This window comes from Pseudomonas sp. Choline-02u-1, assembly GCF_002836515.1.
Taxonomy (GTDB): Bacteria; Pseudomonadota; Gammaproteobacteria; order Pseudomonadales; family Pseudomonadaceae; genus Aquipseudomonas.
Map to the genome: position 1 here is coordinate 56630 of NZ_PJBC01000012.1, position 16379 is coordinate 73008.

Below are 16379 nucleotides of genomic sequence, written 5' to 3' on the forward strand. Positions count from 1 at the left end.
AAGCCCACTCCCACCTGGGGCTGCGTCGGTTTCAGGAGAGGATCAACGCGGTGGATAGTTGGCCAGGATCCGCGCGACGGTCTCGCGAATGGCATTGCTGCGGTCGGCCGGATTCGGGCGGTTGCTGAGGATTTGCTCATCGCTGCCGCGCCAGACCAGCTTGCCGTCCTTGCCATCAAGCAGGTCGATTTGAAGCGTCGCGACCTTGTAGGTGACGTTGCGCGTTTCGTTGTACATCGGCGCGCCCCAGTAGCCGTTCCAAGGGCCGCCCCAACCGCCGCCGTAATTAGTCGTAACTTGCTGCTGACGATCCTCGACGATCAGGTAGGTCTGCACGTTCAGATCACCCTTGCCGCCACCAGCGACCGGGCGCAAACCGCGCTGATCGAGTTGATCGGACACCGCTTGGCGGATGCGCTGTTCGGTCAGGTCACTTTTGATGCGCGGGTCATCGGGGCGATATTGCAGGGCCGGGTCTTTCCAGCTCCAACTGCGATAGGCGGCAAAGTCACGGCTGGCGTCGAAGTCGTGATTGATCTCGTTGGCAGCGCAGGCACTGAGCAGCGCGGTAAAAGCGAGTAGAGCAAGACGGCGGAACATGATTTTTCTCCGGGTGAAGGCATGAACCTGCTGACACGACGTCAGCTGGGAGGATACGCCGCCATGGCTTTTTCCACAGCCTCGCGAATCGCATCGGCGCGTTCGATCTGATTGCCCTGGGTGCCGGTCTCAGCGCTGGCGCTCCACACCGGCTGACCGTTGCCGGCATCGAACAGATCGACCCGCACCACCACGACCTGTTCTTGATAGGTGCGCACGATCGGCACGGTGTTGTACATGCCGTAACCGCGACCATAACGATCATAGCCGCCGTATCCACCGTAGTAGCCGTAATCGTCGCGAACCTGGCGCAAACGGGTTTCCAGACGCAGGTCGGCGCTGACCAGCAGGTCGGCCGGTCGGTTGTCACGCATCGGCCGCAGGCCGCGTTGGTCAAGGGCGTTGCTGACCGCCTCGGCCACCTGCGCCGAATCGGCCCACGCCGTGCCCGGCGGCAACTGCCCGTCGCGCCAGGCCCAATTGCGGTAGCGTCCGTAATCCCGCGGCGGCGCCGGGTAGGCGCTGCGGTCGAAGGTGGTGGCGGCTTGCGGCGGTGCCGGCGGCAACGGCCGTGACTGCGCCACGTAGGGGTTGCTGCCCTGGCAGGCGGCCAACCCCAGACACATCAGCAATAACCCGCATTGAGCTTTCATGTCGCGCTCCGCTCAGATTGGCCGGCAGATCCAGTGCAAATAGCGCCCAAGCCCGGCGAAGCCTGGGTGACGACGGTGCGCGAGTTCCATTTCCAGCAAGTCCGCCAGTTCGGCGCGGGCCTGGAATTCCACCGGCATGTAATCGTGAAATACCCGTACGCCGCTCTGACTTTCGACCTGCCACATACCGGCGAGTTGCGTCGCCAATTCCCGTGGGTCGAGAGGCTGCTGCGGGGTCAGGCTCTGCTTTTCGCCGGCCATGACATTCTTGCGCATCTTCTTGAAATGGCCCTTGAGCAGATTGCGGTAAATCAGCGCATCACGGTTGTAGAACGCCAGCGACAGCCAGCCGCCGGGGTTGGTCAACTGATGCAACACCGGCAGGATCGCGTGCGGCTCGGCGAGCCATTCCAGCACGGCGTGGCAGATCACCAGATCGTAGGGCTCGGTGAGCTGACCGGGCAGTTCCTGCCACGGCGCTTGAATGAACGTCGCAGTTTGCCCGGCGTCGGCAAAACGCTGGCGCGCACCTTCGAGCATCGGCTCGGCCGGCTCGGTGAAGGTAACGTCATGGCCGCGCTCGGCCAGCCATAGCGACATGTGCCCAAGGCCTCCGCCGATATCCAGCACGCGCAGCGGACGATCCGGCAAGGCCTCGCTCAGGTCAGCCTGCAACACCGCAAGGCGAATCGCGCCTTTGGCGCCACCGTAGATTTTTTCTGCGAAGCGCGTAGCCAACTGATCGAAATGACGGTCGCTCATCAGCTGAACCGCCGTTCGCTGTCGGCGAGCTTGGCGCGCACCACTTCATTCATGTCCAGGCCCAGCTCACTGCACAGCAGCAACAGATACAGGACGATATCGCCGACTTCCTGCCCGGCGTGGGCCAGTTTGTCCGCCGGCAACTGGCGCGACTGGTCTTCTGTCAGCCATTGGAAGATCTCCACCAGCTCGGCCATTTCCACGCTGGCGGCCATGGCGAGGTTTTTCGGGCTGTGAAATTGCCGCCAGTCATTGCGGTCGCGAATGGCGTGCAGGCGTTCGGTCAGTTCAACAAGGTTCATCGGGCTCTCCTGAAGGCGCATAGCTTCAGGGGGATGCGCGCTGATGGCAAGCAGCGCAGACGATCTATTGTGCAAGCAAGTTCGCTGCCACAGGGACTGAGTAAACCTTCTATCATGCAGGGAACTCGGCCGCCCTCGGCGTGGCCCAAGGCTCAGCTCTTTCATCAGGGATGCACACATGCGTGTAGAAAGCTTTTTCGAATGGCTCGGCCAGGCACTCGGTTCGGTGATCCGCTTTATCGTCGACGGCCTCAGCGGTCTGTTCAATATGCTCAGCAACGCTGGCGGCAACTTTGTCGACGGCCTGGCGCAGACGTTGGGGATGGACACTTCGATCATCAGCATCATCGCGTTGATCGTAGGCCTGATGCTGTTGTGGTCGGCGATCCGGGCGTTCATGAACGCGTCGATCATTGCCGGGATCATCTGGTTGCTGCTGGGGTTGTGGTTGTTGAGCTGGATCATCCATTAACATCCCCGCCACCCTGCTCGCGAATGGCCGGCACAGTCGAAATCTTCACGGCCGGTCAGTCTTCGCGAGCAGGCTCGCTCCCACATTGAATGGCATGACTCGCTACAATCCCCGCTCCCCCAAGGAGCCTGCATGTCCTCTCTGATTACCGACTGGCGCGATCGCCCGACTCACCGCAAGGTCTGGGCACTTGCCGCGCCGATGATTCTTTCCAATATTTCCGTGCCGCTGGTGGCGCTGGTCGACAGCACGGTCATCGGTCACCTGCCGCATGCCCATCAACTCGGCGCGGTAGCGGTTGGCGCCAGTCTGTACACCTTTCTGGCCTGGGCGATGGGTTTTCTGCGCATGGGCACCACCGGCTTCGCCGCGCAGGCTGCCGGGCGCAGTGATGGTGCAGCATTGCGGCAGATTCTCTTGCAGGGCTTGCTGCTGGCGATGGGGCTGGCCGTCGTGCTCGGCTGTCTTGGTGTGCCGCTCAGCGGCGTTGCGCTGCATTTCATGCAGCCGTCGGCGGAACTGGATCAACTGACCCGGGAGTTTTTCCACGCGCGCCTGTTCGGCCTGCCCGCAGCGCTGGCGACGTATGCGCTGGTCGGGTGGTTCCTCGGCACGCAGAACGCGCGGGCGCCGCTGGCGATCCTGCTGAGCACCAATCTGATCAACATCGTCCTTAACCTGTGGTTTGTGATTGGCCTGGACTGGGGCGTGGTCGGCTCCGCGCGAGCTTCGGTGATCGCCGAATGGAGCGGCGCTCTGCTCGGCCTGTGGCTGACGCGCACGGCGTTGCGCGCCTATCCGGGGCAGATCATTTGGTCCGCGCTGAAAGTCTGGCAGAGCTGGCGCCCGTTGCTGGCGGTCAACCGCGACATCTTCATCCGCAGCCTCGCCCTGCAATCGGTGTTCTTCCTGATCACCGTGCAAGGCGCGCGGCTCGGCGACGCAACTGTGGCGGCCAATGCGCTATTGCTCAACGGCCTCCTGCTGACGGCTCATGCACTCGATGGACTGGCCCACGCCGTTGAAGCCCTGTGCGGGCATGCCATCGGCGCGCGGGATCGCTTGGCGTTGCGTCGATCATTGGTGGTGGCCGGCGGCTGGTCGCTGATTGCCAGCCTCGGTTTCGCCGTGCTGTTTCTGCTGGCCGGGCATTTGTTCATCGAGATGCAGACCGACATCCAGAGCGTGCGCGATACGGCGTTCGTCTACCTGCCCTACCTCGCCGTGCTGCCACTGATTGCGGTGTGGAGTTATCTGCTCGACGGTCTGTTCATCGGCGCCACCCGCGCGCGGGAAATGCGCAACGGCATGCTGCTGACAGTGCTGTTGTTGCTGCCGTTCGCCTGGATGCTGCAGGATCTGGGCAACCACGGCCTGTGGATATCTTTCCTGCTGTTCATGGTCTTGCGCAGCGTGACCCTTGGCGCGCAAGCCCTGTGGCTGAAACGCAACGATGGCTGGTTCAACGGCAAGGCTCACTGACGAACACATTCAGCCCGCCGCGCCCCACTGCCGACGCAGATGGTCGAGCCGCTCTTGCTGGGTCAGACCAGCCGGCGGCAAAACCAGCACCGCACGCGGATGCAGCAGGCGCAGCCACAGCCAGCCATCGAGCACAGCGCGATCACTGAAACCCAGCGCCAGACCTTTTTGCGCATGCACGGCGATGGTCTGGTAATCAACGCTCATGGATTGGCACCAGCGCCAGATGTGTTGCTCCAGCAGACAGGTTTGCAGGCGTTCGCGCTGGCGCCGGGTCAGGCTTTCCTCGAGGCCCAGCGGCTCGACGGGCAGCCCGGGGTTGCGCAGTTGCTGCCAGCCCTGACTGCCAATGGCGCGGTCGGCCCAGGTGCCGCCAAACCAGCGCAACTGGCGAATTGGTCCGAGCCAGCGACTCAGCTGCGCGGCGTCACAGGCATCGAAGAAATAGCTGGCGGTCTGGCGGTTGTAATAGCTGAGCAAGGCTCGATGATTCAAACCGAACGAGACGGTAAGCATGCGCTGTAAATGACCAATCAACTGCTGAGCGGTTATTTCGCAACTCAGCAACAGGCCGCGCCAGGTGTCCGGGTCGCGCAGACACAAGGCGGTCAATGCCGGACTCTCGCGCAAATCGACGAGGACCGGGCCGTGCTCACTGACCGGCTGGAATTCGGTGCCGTCGAACAACCGGTGACGCTGCACGTCGGCAAACCCTTGGCGCAACGTCAGCAAGGCGCGTGACGCGTCCGGTGTATCGAGCAACAGCCATTGCGCCATCGGCTCTAGCGCCGCGCCGCTCATTTTGTGCTGCTCTGATCGAGCGCGGTCAGCAGCCGGCAACTGCACACGGACTCGGCGCAGTGGTTGAAGCTGCCCCCTCCCGGCATCAGGCACAGCAGCACTAACGGCTCGCCAGACTGCAACAGTTGCTGCAGCCCATCACTCACCAGCAACTCCGGCAGCGCTGACAGCTCATCATCTTCAACCGTACGCTCTGGCAACACTGCGCACTGGAGAACGCCGCTGACCACCGGCTGATCGGGATCGCCTTCAAGGAAACTCACCACGACCTCGACACCATCGGCCAGCACCGCCGCTGGCAAATCGCTCAGAGTTGGCGCGAGCGGCAGCCAGCAATGGCTTGGCGCTGCGCCCTCGCCCTGATAGAGCCAGTCGAATTGCACCGCTACTGGCCGCGAGCAATCAGGTTGCGTTTCATCGACGCAGACCACCCAGGCACGCTGCAGGCTGTGCATGCGTTGCTTGAGTGGCATCGCGGCGGGCGCACAGGCCGGCAGCCGCGCGGCCGCGAACAACCGGTTGCCATAGGGCGGCTCGAGAGACTGATCGGCTCGGTGCTCAATGCGGGTCAGCAACCAGGGGCGGTTGCATTCGATGAAAGGATGGTCCTCCAACGGCAACCACTGACCACTGCGCAGGGCGGGCAGATCGCTGCGCCCTTCGGCATTCGGCCCTTGCTGGTTGGCCAGTGCGTCTTCGTGCAGTTGCCACTGACGTACGGCTGGCGTGACGTAACGATCATCATGCTCGCCCTGATATAGCGCGACGTCTGCCTGCGGCAACCGCGTCGGATCATCGCCGAACACCAGACAATGCCGGTCACAGTGATGCTCGAAGTGGTAGTGGATGTGCGCCTGTGCGCAAAGGCGCTGGAGCAATTGCAGATCGGACTCGCGGTACTGGGTGCAGAAGGTACGGGCCGGGTAGTCGCTGTGCAGGGCGAAACGTCGTTGCAGGCCGACGATGCCATGTTCACGCAGAACCTGGTCGATGATCTGCGGCACCGAACGGCCGCTGAAAATGCGCTGGCTCAAACGCAGATCGAGGCAGTCGAGCCTGGGCCCGAGACGCACCCGACTCAAGCGCAAGCCATGGCTGTACTCATGCTGGACCAGGCTGTGCAATTGCCCGTGCACACCCTGGCCGGGCGGGCCGAAGCACAGGAACGCAGAACGGTGCAGCAGGCCGGCGAGATCCAGATGCGGATCGTCGATCAACACATCGATCTCGAAGGCAAAGGGTTCGCTGAGCGCTTCCCTACCGGTAAAGGCGAGGACTTCGAAGGGGTCGGACAGGCCCGCTACATCGAGACGAAACGACGGCTCGTTGACTGGATCGAACATGGGCGGATCTCTACAGGAGGGGCGGCCGGGGATTCTCGCCGAGAGGCATGGCCGAGTAGAGAGGCGAAGTACAACTTAGGAAATGACCTACGCGAAAAGCAGACCAGATGAGTTTGCTGACTGTGATAGCACAGGTTTTCGGGAAAAAATCAGGACACATCCCACCGGGTTGTCCGAATTTTCCACAGCTTGCGGAAAAAAATCGGACAACCCGGCCGGAACGCTATCGGGCCTCAGGAAGACAGATAGGAGGAACGGGTCAGGCCCAGACGCAAGGCATCGAGGAACTGCGTGCGCTCACTGGCGCTGATGCGCGCACTGGCGCACTTGTCGCGGTAGTGAGTCATCAGTTCTTCGGGCGAAAGATGCACATAACGCAGCATGTCTTCGATGGTGTCGTGGGTCTCGATACCGGCGTGGTACACGCTGCCATCGGCGTTCTGATAGATGTTCACCGAATCGGTGTCACCGAACAGGTTGTGCATGTCGCCGAGGATTTCCTGATAGGCGCCAACCAGGAACACGCCCAGCAAGTAATCTTCGCCTTCGTTCAAAGCGTGCACCGGCAGACTGGTTTCGATGCTCTGCTCGTCGACGTACTGATTGATCTTGCCGTCGGAATCGCAGGTCAGATCCTGCAGCACCGCGCGGCGCAGCGGTTCTTCATCGAGACGGTGCAGCGGGATGATCGGCAATACCTGATCGATCGCCCAGGTGTCCGGCAGGCTCTGGAATACCGAGAAGTTGCAAATGTACTTGTCGGCCAGCTTGTCGTTGAGTTCGTCGAGCACCTGGCGGTGCGAACGCTGACGCGCTTTCAAAGAGTTGTGCAGGCGACGGCACACGGCAAAGTAGCACTGCTCGGCCAGGGCTTTTTCCGCCAGGGTCAGCTTGCCATCGGCGTACTGGGCGGCCACGTCGCTCATGTAGTGCGTGGCGCGCCAGTAGGTTTCGGTGACCATTTCAATGTCGGTCGGGCCGAGCAAGTCCACCAGCCACTGCACGGTTTCCGGCAGGCTTTCCTTGTTCTCGATCAGCGGGATCTCGTCGTTGTGTTTCTCGACGTCGGTGACCTGCACCACCAGCATGGCGTGGTGCGCGGTCAGCGAACGGCCGCTTTCGGAAAAGATGTGCGGATGCGGCAGGCTCTGCGCGTCGCAGAATTCCTTGAGCATGCCGACCACAACGCCGGCGTAATCGTCCATGTCGTAGTTGATCGAACTGGCGTTGCGCGAGTGGGTGCCGTCGTAGTCGACACCGAGGCCACCGCCGACGTCGATGTGATCGACCGGCAGACCGAGGTTGCGCAATTCGCCGTAGTAACGGATCGCTTCCTTGAAGCCGTGCTGGTAATCAGCGAGGTTGGCGATCTGCGAACCCATGTGGAAGTGCAGCAGGCGAATACCTTGGTCCAGCCCGGCGCCACGGAAGCGCTCGACCACCGACAGCAGTTGCGCCGCCGACAGGCCAAACTTGGACTTCTCGCCACCGGTGTCCGCCCACTTCGACGAGGCCAGCGACGACAGGCGTACGCGCAGACCCACCTGCGGCTTGACCTTCAGTGAGGCGGCTTCTTCGATCACCAGGCCGACTTCGGACTCTTTCTCGATGACGATGAACACGTTGTGGCCGAGCTTCTGGCCCATCAGCGCGAGGCGGATGAACTCGCGATCCTTGTAACCGTTGCAGACGATGGTGCCGCCCTTCGGCGCCAGCGCCAGCACCGCGAGCAGCTCAGGCTTGGAGCCGGCTTCCAGACCGATGGAGACGTTCTGGGTGGCGATGATGTTCTCGATCACCGCTTCCTGCTGGTTGACCTTGATCGGGTACAGCGCGGTGTACTTGCTCTGGTATTCCAGGCGTTCGATGTTGGAATCGAAAGCGCCGGTCAACTGACGGACACGGTCTTGCAGGATGTCGGGGAACCGCACCAGCAACGGCAAGGACAAACCGCTCTTGCGCAATTGGTCGACTTGTTCGAACAGATCGATAGGCGAGCTGCTCGGGCCGTTCGGACGTACTTCGACGCGACCGGCTTCATTGATCGCGAAATACCCGGCCCCCCAATGGCGAATCCCGTAAACGCTGCGGCTGTCCGCAACTGTCCATTGGCTGCCATCGTCTTTACGTGTGCGTCGTACGGACATCGAAGTCCCCTATAAAGAAGTCAGAGTGCGTCGCCTGACGTTCAGGCCGGCGCAGTCTAAAGAATGAAAATGACGGTTCGTCAGTGCGGCGGTAGACCGCACTGACTGCGTGGAGTTTAGAAACCGGTCATGAACAGGCTCTGTGAAAACCATGGCGACGACGCCGGATCCGAGAACACTCGAAGCCGGATCAAGCCGCCGGAGGGTTTCACAGAGGCTGCTAGCCGCCGGACTTCTTCGCTTTGAAACCGTGCTTGATCAGCTCTGCCAAGAGTAGCTCGACGTGATCGCCCTGGATTTCGATGATGCCGTCCTTCAGCGCCCCGCCGGTGCCACAACGTTTCTTCAACGTCGTGGCCAGCTCCTTGAGCGCGTCTTCGGCCAGGGGCACGCCGGTGATGGTGGTCACCGTCTTGCCGCCACGGCCCTTGCTTTCGCGACGCACGCGGGCTATGCCGTCACCGGCCGGGATCACGGTTTGTTTGCAGATACAGGCGTCCACCGGCTTGCTGCATTCCGGGCAATGACGACCTGCGTCGGTGGAAAATACCAGGCCGCCCAGGGCGGCGAAGGATGCGGCTTTCTTGGCCACCGGCAATCCTCTCGGGAGGACAAAGACTGATCGCAACCTTGGGCAAGGTCAGCGACCGCGAAGCCCCACTCAGGCAGGGGCAGCGCTACTGCATCGGAAAACTTTGAACGCTGGACTGAATCCGTAGGAGCTGACGAGTGCAACGAGGCTGCGATCTTTTGATCTTGTTTTTTAAAAGATCAGGATCAAGAGATCGCAGCCTCGTTGCACTCGTCAGCTCCTACAAAATCTGCAGGCCAACCTCAAGCTATCCGGTGCAGCTTGAAAAGGTCGCGCAGTGTAACGACAAAAATCGCGATTGCTAAGTGCCAATCGGCGCCAATTCATGTGTTCTTGGCGACGTCGGTTTGTTGTGCCTTGAGATAGCGCTGCAACGCAGCCAGAGAGTCCGGGCAATAAGGCTTTTCGCTGATTTCCCGCATGACCTGTGCGACGGGAATGAATCGCGCTTCGAGGACTTCTTCCGGCTGCAGTTTCAGGGGCCCGTCCCACACGGCGGAAAAGGCCGAGCACCACAGACGGTTGCCGGTGTCTTCGAAGTAGAAGTGATCGTGAGCGGTGAGTTCAACGCCGCTGACGCCCAGCTCTTCCGCAAGCTCACGCGCCGCCGACTCGGCGTAGCTTTCCTCAGCCTGGACCATGCCGCCTGCGGCGACATCCCAGTAGCCGGGATAAATCGCCTTGCTCAACGTGCGTCGGTGCACGCACAGCTCACCGGCGGAATTGAACAGCATGATGTAGGTGCCACGGCCGATCAGCCCGCGCTCACGCAAATCGGAACGCACCAGAGCGCCGAGCAGGTTGTCCTGCTCGTCGACCCAAGCGATCTGTTCGGCGTCCGAGGCGGCGCGATGGGCCGCCTCTCTGGTTGATTGGCTCACGTATCAGCCCTGATTGAGCAGTTGACGCAAGTCGATCACGGCAGCGTTGGCCCGGGAAATGTAGTTGGCCATGACCAGCGAGTGATTGGCCAACACGCCGAAGCCGCTGCCATTGAGGATCATCGGGCTCCACACCGGCTCTTGCGAAGCCTCCAGTTCACGGATGATCTGACGCACGCTGACGGTGGCGTTCTTCTTCGCCAGCACATCGGCGAAGTCGACTTCGATGGCACGCAGCAGATGCGACAGTGCCCAGGCCTGACCGCGTGCTTCGTAGAACACGTTATCGATCTGCATCCATGGGGTTTCCACGACTTCTTCGTCAACCTGCGGTACTTCACCAACGGCCGGGACTTCGGTTTTCAGCGCAGTGTTGAGCTTGACCCGACCGACACTGGCCGACAGGCGTTGCGACAGGGAACCGAGGCGGGTACCGACATCACCCAGCCAGTTGTTGAGGTTGTCGGCGCGGGCATAGAACAGCGCGTTTTTCTGGTTCGGATCAGACAAGCGCGACTGATAGCGGCTCAGAGAGTTGATCCCTTCCTGATATTCCGACTCGCTGGACGGCAGCACCCAGCTCTTGTTGTCGAAGTTGAAGCGTGGTTCGGCCTTGGCCAGATCGGCGTCTTCGGCCGATTGCGATTGCGAACGGGCAAAATCCTTGCGCAGGGCACGGGTCAGATCGCGCACCTGCACCAGCACGCCGTATTCCCAGCTCGGCGTGTTGTCCATCCACAGGCCCGGCGGGAAACGATCGTTGGAAATATAACCGCCCGGCTTGTTGAGCAATGTGCCGGCAACGGTCTTCAGGGTTTCAACCGTGGTGTAGCCGACCACCATTTGCTTGCCTTCTTTTTCGGCAGCGACCTGAGCGTTTTGTGCCACTGGAAACAGTTCCGGTTCCTGGCTCCAGTACCAGCCCAGCGCAATGGTGACCAGTAGATACAGACCGATCACTGTGGCCAGCGCCCGGCTGAACAGCAGCCCGCCGACATAGCTGCGGGTGGCCGACTTGGGCTCGGCGGCACGTTCAGGCGCGCTGCCCGCGCGGTTTTTCCAGTCCAGCATGGCGATATCCTTTCAATCACTTGGGTTCATCGGTTCGACCACAACCATACAACAACGTGCCAACGCCTAGCACCCGCCGCTAACGATAAGCCGCAAATCGTGCGGGCCAATGCCGCTTCGCGACACGCTAGGGGATTCCCTGATATCAGTGGCACGGGCAGCGCAGTGAAACCCAGCTGAGCGCGTTTCGGTCAGCCTTCGACAACCGCCGAAGAATCCGGACCTGCTCTGCAAGGCAATCGCCCGGATTATGGGCGCTAGACCGACCCGCCAATGCCAGACAAAACCACCCGGTCAGAAACTGAATCGTGTCGTCCAGCAGATTATTGACGTACGACACTCGTCTAAGGGAAAAGAGGTGCTAGCATAGAGCCACCAGTCGATCTCAGCATGCACCCTCACTAGTAGTCAGGATATGACCGAGCCAGAAGACCCCAGCCGTGAGCGTCTCAAGCACCACTTTGCCCAGCGGGTAATTCATCAGGCACGTCAGATTCTTGAGATATGGCAGCGCCTGCAACGCAGTGAGTGGTCCACTGTCGATCTCGCCGAACTGAGCGAGGCAAATCTGCGCCTGCTGCGTTTTGCCGAGCGCTTCGAACAGCCGGAACACACCCAGCTGGCGCACCACATCAGCCAGTCTCTGCAAGCAGTGGACGCCAACCGTGGCCGTCTCAGCAGCGGCCTGATCACTGACCTCAATCGCTTGATGCAACGCCTGTCGCGCACCGGTCTGCGTCACGGCGATCAGCTCGACCAGACCTTCCTGCCACCGTTGCGCAAGCCGATCTATGTGATGTTGCAGGATCACGACCGCGCCGAACGGCTGGCCAAGCAGCTGGAATTTTTCGGTTTGAGCGCGCAGGCACTGGACAGCGTGGCGGCGTTTCGCTCCTCGATGGTCGAGCGTTTGCCAGCGGCGATTGTCATCGACGTGGATTTCAGTGGCCCCGGTATCGGCCTGAAGCTCGCCGCCGAAGCTCAGGTCGGGCTCGAAGAACCGCTGCCATTGCTGTTTTTCAGCCTGCACGAAACCGATACCCCGACCCGTCTCGCCGCCGTGCGCGCCGGCGGCCAGGAATTTCTCACCGGCACCCTCGAAGCTTCGAGTCTGCTGGAAAAAATCGAAGTGCTGACCTGTGTCGCCCAGTACGAGCCTTATAAAGTGCTGATCATCGACGACTCACGCGCCCAGGCCTTGCACACCGAGCGCCTGCTCAACAGCGCCGGCATTGTCACCCGCACCTTGATCGAGCCGATCCAGGCGATGGCCGAACTGGCGGACTTCCAGCCGGACCTGATCATCCTCGACATGTATATGCCGGCCTGCACCGGCACCGAACTGGCCAAGGTCATTCGCCACAACGACCGCTACGTCAGCGTACCGATCATTTACCTGTCGGCCGAAGACGACCTGGACAAGCAGCTCGACGCCATGAGTGAAGGCGGCGATGACTTCCTGACCAAGCCGATCAAGCCACGTCATCTGATCACCACCGTGCGCAACCGCGCCGCACGGGCGCGCAATCTGAAGGCGCGAATGGTCCGCGACAGCCTTACCGGCCTGTACAACCACACGCACATTCTGCAGCTGCTCGAAGACTGCTCGTTCCGCGCCCGGCGCGAAAACAAGCCGCTGAGCTTTGCCATGCTCGACATCGATCACTTCAAACGTGTCAACGACAGCCACGGCCACCCGATGGGCGACCGGGTGATCAAGAGCCTGGCGCTCTTCCTCAAGCAGCGTTTGCGCAAGACCGATTTCATCGGCCGTTACGGCGGCGAAGAGTTCGCCATCGTCATGCCCGACACCGATATCGACGCGGCGCATAAAGTCCTCGACGAAATTCGTCAGCGTTTCGCCGAGATTCACTATCCGGCGCAGCCGCAGGATCTGTGGTGCACGTTCAGCGCCGGCGTGGTGGAAATGTGCGATGACTCCGACAGCCTGATGATGGCCAGCCAGGCCGATGAGGCGCTGTACCGTGCCAAGGGTGCCGGACGCAATCGGGTGCAGACCGCAAGGCACTCAAAGCAAAGTGCCACTTTTTCATCGGAATCCACCGATTCGGTCATAACCCTGTAATGGAACCGCAATAAATTCAGGCGCTTACCATTTCTGCCGTTGGTAGCCGTCATGCGCCTGAAGTTGCTCACCAATCTCAACACTCTGCTGCTGGTCGCCGTCTGCGTGGCCCTTGGCGCCACGCTATGGTGGTCGCAAAAAGCTCTCGAACGCCCCTATCTTTTGATGGAGCGTTATCTGGGGCTGTCGCAACAATTTCAGAATGAAGTGGCGCGCAACGTCGAGGATTACCTTGCCAGCGGTGACGCGCTGCGCCTGAGCAACGCCACTCAGGCAATCGAAAGCGTGCACAAGCAACTCAGTGAACTGCCTGCGACGCTGGCCGACACCGCGCGGCCAAGCCTGTCGAGCCTCGATGAGTTCAGCAAAACCGACCTGCTCGCCGCCGGCAAACTGGCTGGCGATCCGCAAGCTCTGCTGTTGCAGGCCGAACGCGAACTCAGCGCCAGCCTTGATCAGCTCAGCACCTACGCGAACGGCAACCCGGCGTATCTGGTGCCACTGCTCGCCGCGTCGCAGCATCTGGGGAAATTGTCGCTGGCACGCGACAAACTGGTCAGCAGCGGGCGCAGCGAACTGGCCGCCGATGTCGAGCGCGAGGTGAGCAACATGCGCGATCAGGCCGAGGCCATCGATGCCCTGCCTTTGCTCGGCGTGGTCGCGAGCAATGAATCGAGCAGCGACGATTTCGCCGCGCTGATGGGCATCGAAACCACCGACAAAGCCGCCGCCGAGGATGCCGGTGTCGGCCTCAAACGCGAACTCAACAGCTTGCTCGGCCGCTATCCCGCAGAACTGGCGCGCACTCGCGAACAGATCCGCAAACGCGCCGATCTCAGCGCCGCCACGCACGAAAAAATCGCCAGTGTGCAACACGCCATCGCCAGCCTCGAACCCGTGGTGCGCGCGCAACACGGGCAGATTCAAAGCGAGGTGCGCCTGATGCAAGGCGTGATGATCGGCCTGATCCTGCTGATCGCCCTGCTGATCGACACCTTGCAGCGGCGCCTGGCCCGCACGCTGACCAACCTCGCCCCGGCGCTGTCGACCTGGGCCGAGGGGGATTTCAGTCGCGATATCCAACTGGGCAAGACCAACCGCGAACTGCACGACATCGAAGCCTCGCTCAATCGCTTGCGCGCCTATCTGGTGGCTCTGGTGGGCACGATTCGCGGCAACGCCGAGCAAGTCGCGGGGAGCAGCCGCACCCTCGCTGAACTGAGCAATGACCTGCACAGCGGTGCCGAACATCAGGCCGGCGATACCGCGCTGATCCGTGACTCGCTGGGCGAACTGGAGGCGACCATCCAGCAAGTGGCCAGCGATGCCCGCCAGGCTGCCGACGCCAGCCGTCATGCCGGCCTGGCCGTCGAGCACGGCCAGACGGTGATCGGCCAGAGCCTGACGGGACTGCATGCGTTGGTCGGCGAAGTTCAGGGCAACGCGCAGATGATCGAGCATCTCGCTGAGGAGTCGGCCACCATCGGCGGCGTGCTGACGGTGATTCGCTCGATCGCCGACCAGACCAACCTGCTCGCCCTGAACGCGGCAATTGAAGCGGCGCGCGCCGGGGAAATGGGTCGCGGGTTTGCTGTGGTCGCCGAGGAAGTGCGCTCGCTGGCACAGCGCACAGCCGGGGCCACCGCGGAAATCCAGACGCTGATCGCCGGTCTGCAGAGCGCCGCGCGGCAATCGGTCGAAGGCATGCGCGCGCAGGTCGAACACGCCGAAGCCACGGCCAATCAGGCGCAAGCGGCCGACGGTGCATTGGACAAAATCGTTGGCGCAATTCAGACCATCGCCGACACCGCCGTGCGCATCGCCGATGTCACCGCGCAGCAAAGTGACGCGGTCAGCGAGATCCGCGATCACAGCGAGCGTATTCATCAATTGGGTGGGGATAACCTGCTGCGCATCGGCCAAGGGCGTGAACAGGGCGAGAACTTGCTGGTATTGGGCGGACAACTGCATACAGCCGTTCAGGCCTTTCGCGTCTGATAAACCGCCTTCGCGAGCAAGCTCGCTCCCACGGGGCACGCATTCCAAGGGGGGAGCGAGCTTGCTCGCGAAGGCGTCAGCCCAGGCGCCACAAATGACCAGATCAAAGCGCTTGGTCACATATTTCGCGCAAACATCGGCCATCGTGCTGGCTATTGCATGGAACTGGACAGTCACAAAGGCTTTGCGGCATAGTCGCCGGGTTCTGACGACTGCTCATTGATAACAAGGACAATGCAGATGGCAACGCTACTGGTGCTGCACGGCCCCAATCTGAACCTGCTCGGCACCCGGGAACCGGGGACCTACGGGTCGACGACCCTGGCGCAGATCAATCAGGATCTGGAGCGGCGCGCCCGCGAAGCCGGCCATCATCTGCTGCATCTGCAAAGCAACGCCGAGTACGAATTGATCGATCGAATCCACGCTGCGCGCGGTGAAGGGGTGGATTTCATTCTGATCAATCCGGCGGCTTTTACGCACACAAGTGTCGCATTACGTGACGCGCTGCTGGGAGTGAGCATCCCATTCATCGAAGTGCACTTGTCCAACGTGCACAAGCGCGAACCTTTCCGCCATCACTCCTACTTCTCCGATGTAGCGGTAGGAGTGATCTGCGGCCTTGGCGCCAGCGGTTACCGACTGGCCCTGGAGGCCGCACTAGAGCAGCTTGAACACCAAGCTATACGCCCCTGACCGACCCTTGGGAGTTGATGATTCATGGATATCCGTAAAGTTAAGAAACTGATCGAATTGCTGGAAGAGTCCGGCATCGACGAGCTCGAGATCAAGGAAGGCGAAGAGTCCGTACGCATCAGCCGCCACAGCAAGACCCCGGCGCAGCAGTATTACGCGCCAGCCCCGATGCAGGCTCCGGCCGCTGCCCCTGCTGCCGCGCCAGTCGCTGCCGCTGCGCCGGCTGCCGCTGCTGCACCTGCGCTGAACGGCACCGTTGCCCGTTCGCCGATGGTCGGCACTTTCTACCGTAAATCTTCGCCAACTTCGCCGGCCTTCGTTGAAGTCGGCCAGACCGTGAAGAAAGGCGACACCCTGTGCATCGTCGAAGCCATGAAGATGATGAACCACATCGAAGCTGAAACCAGCGGTGTGATCGAATCCATCCTCGTCGAAGACGGCCAGCCGGTTGAGTACGACCAACCGCTGTTCACCATCGTTTGAACCGCGGAGA

16 protein-coding genes are annotated in these 16379 nt (G+C 61.4%); 6 read left to right on the top strand and 10 right to left on the bottom strand.

Translation table 11 applies throughout. The features are described 5' to 3' along the window. Positions 1-42: 42 nt before the first annotated feature. Genes CXF97_RS09660 through CXF97_RS09675 form a run of 4 tightly spaced genes read right to left on the bottom strand, consistent with a single transcriptional unit; the run spans position 43 to position 2317 of the window. Positions 43-600, bottom strand: coding sequence for a DUF4136 domain-containing protein (locus CXF97_RS09660; RefSeq protein WP_101158292.1), 558 nt, complete (start codon positions 598-600; stop codon positions 43-45). Positions 601-641: 41 nt separating this feature from the next. Next, on the bottom strand, positions 642-1253 hold the full coding sequence (locus CXF97_RS09665) for a DUF4136 domain-containing protein (RefSeq protein WP_101158294.1): 612 nt from the start codon (positions 1251-1253) through the stop codon (positions 642-644). 12 nt (positions 1254-1265) lie between these two features. Further along, complete coding sequence (locus CXF97_RS09670; RefSeq protein ID WP_101158296.1) at positions 1266-2015, bottom strand: methyltransferase; 750 nt, start codon at positions 2013-2015, stop codon at positions 1266-1268. Then, on the bottom strand, positions 2015-2317 hold the full coding sequence (locus CXF97_RS09675; protein ID WP_016771852.1) for a MazG-like family protein: 303 nt from the start codon (positions 2315-2317) through the stop codon (positions 2015-2017). The genes CXF97_RS09670 and CXF97_RS09675 overlap by 1 nt, the downstream gene beginning before the upstream one ends. A 178-nt stretch (positions 2318-2495) precedes the next feature. Between CXF97_RS09675 and CXF97_RS09680 the strand changes: the two genes are divergently transcribed. Together CXF97_RS09680 and CXF97_RS09685 are read left to right on the top strand one after the other, a co-directional pair. Beyond that, the gene (locus tag CXF97_RS09680; protein WP_039757018.1) at positions 2496-2789 is read left to right on the top strand and encodes a hypothetical protein; all 294 of its coding nucleotides are present in this window, start codon (positions 2496-2498) and stop codon (positions 2787-2789) included. Between the two features lie 132 nt (positions 2790-2921). Then, entirely contained in the window at positions 2922-4271 is a 1350-nt protein-coding gene (locus CXF97_RS09685; RefSeq protein WP_101158298.1) for an MATE family efflux transporter, read from the top strand. Between the two features lie 9 nt (positions 4272-4280). Here the strand turns inward: CXF97_RS09685 and CXF97_RS09690 are convergent, their stop codons facing one another. The 6 genes from CXF97_RS09690 to CXF97_RS09715 all read right to left on the bottom strand — a co-directional run bounded on the left by CXF97_RS09690 (position 4281) and on the right by CXF97_RS09715 (position 11106). Beyond that, the gene (locus tag CXF97_RS09690; RefSeq protein WP_101158300.1) at positions 4281-5072 is read right to left on the bottom strand and encodes a DUF4123 domain-containing protein; all 792 of its coding nucleotides are present in this window, start codon (positions 5070-5072) and stop codon (positions 4281-4283) included. Continuing rightward, the gene (locus tag CXF97_RS09695) at positions 5069-6415 is read right to left on the bottom strand and encodes a type VI secretion system Vgr family protein (protein WP_101158302.1); all 1347 of its coding nucleotides are present in this window, start codon (positions 6413-6415) and stop codon (positions 5069-5071) included. The genes CXF97_RS09690 and CXF97_RS09695 overlap by 4 nt, the downstream gene beginning before the upstream one ends. Positions 6416-6648: 233 nt before the next feature. After that, positions 6649-8562 carry an arginine decarboxylase gene (gene speA / locus CXF97_RS09700; RefSeq protein WP_016771856.1) on the bottom strand — a complete coding sequence of 638 codons (1914 nt, stop codon included), beginning with the start codon at positions 8560-8562 and terminating at the stop codon, positions 6649-6651. A gap of 220 nt (positions 8563-8782) precedes the next feature. After that, on the bottom strand, positions 8783-9154 hold the full coding sequence (locus CXF97_RS09705; RefSeq protein ID WP_007914613.1) for a translation initiation factor Sui1: 372 nt from the start codon (positions 9152-9154) through the stop codon (positions 8783-8785). Positions 9155-9477: 323 nt separating this feature from the next. Next, positions 9478-10035 (bottom strand): NUDIX hydrolase, encoded by a 558-nt coding sequence (locus CXF97_RS09710; protein ID WP_101158304.1) that lies wholly within the window; start codon positions 10033-10035, stop codon positions 9478-9480. Positions 10036-10038: 3 nt separating this feature from the next. Beyond that, positions 10039-11106, bottom strand: a complete 1068-nt coding sequence (locus CXF97_RS09715) for a DUF2333 family protein (protein ID WP_041480664.1) — start codon at positions 11104-11106, stop codon at positions 10039-10041. Between the two features lie 415 nt (positions 11107-11521). Between CXF97_RS09715 and gcbA the strand changes: the two genes are divergently transcribed. The 4 genes from gcbA to accB all read left to right on the top strand — a co-directional run bounded on the left by gcbA (position 11522) and on the right by accB (position 16369). Continuing rightward, positions 11522-13192, top strand: coding sequence for a diguanylate cyclase GcbA (gene gcbA, locus CXF97_RS09720; protein ID WP_101158306.1), 1671 nt, complete (start codon positions 11522-11524; stop codon positions 13190-13192). 954 nt (positions 13193-14146) lie between these two features. Further along, positions 14147-15190 carry a methyl-accepting chemotaxis protein gene (locus CXF97_RS28760; RefSeq protein WP_371918377.1) on the top strand — a complete coding sequence of 348 codons (1044 nt, stop codon included), beginning with the start codon at positions 14147-14149 and terminating at the stop codon, positions 15188-15190. A 240-nt stretch (positions 15191-15430) separates the two neighbouring features. Beyond that, on the top strand, positions 15431-15886 hold the full coding sequence (aroQ, locus tag CXF97_RS09730; RefSeq protein ID WP_016771861.1) for a type II 3-dehydroquinate dehydratase: 456 nt from the start codon (positions 15431-15433) through the stop codon (positions 15884-15886). A gap of 24 nt (positions 15887-15910) precedes the next feature. Beyond that, positions 15911-16369: an acetyl-CoA carboxylase biotin carboxyl carrier protein gene (gene accB / locus CXF97_RS09735; protein WP_016771862.1), complete on the top strand. Its 459-nt coding sequence runs from the start codon at positions 15911-15913 to the stop codon at positions 16367-16369. The last annotated feature ends 10 nt before the right edge of the window (positions 16370-16379 follow it).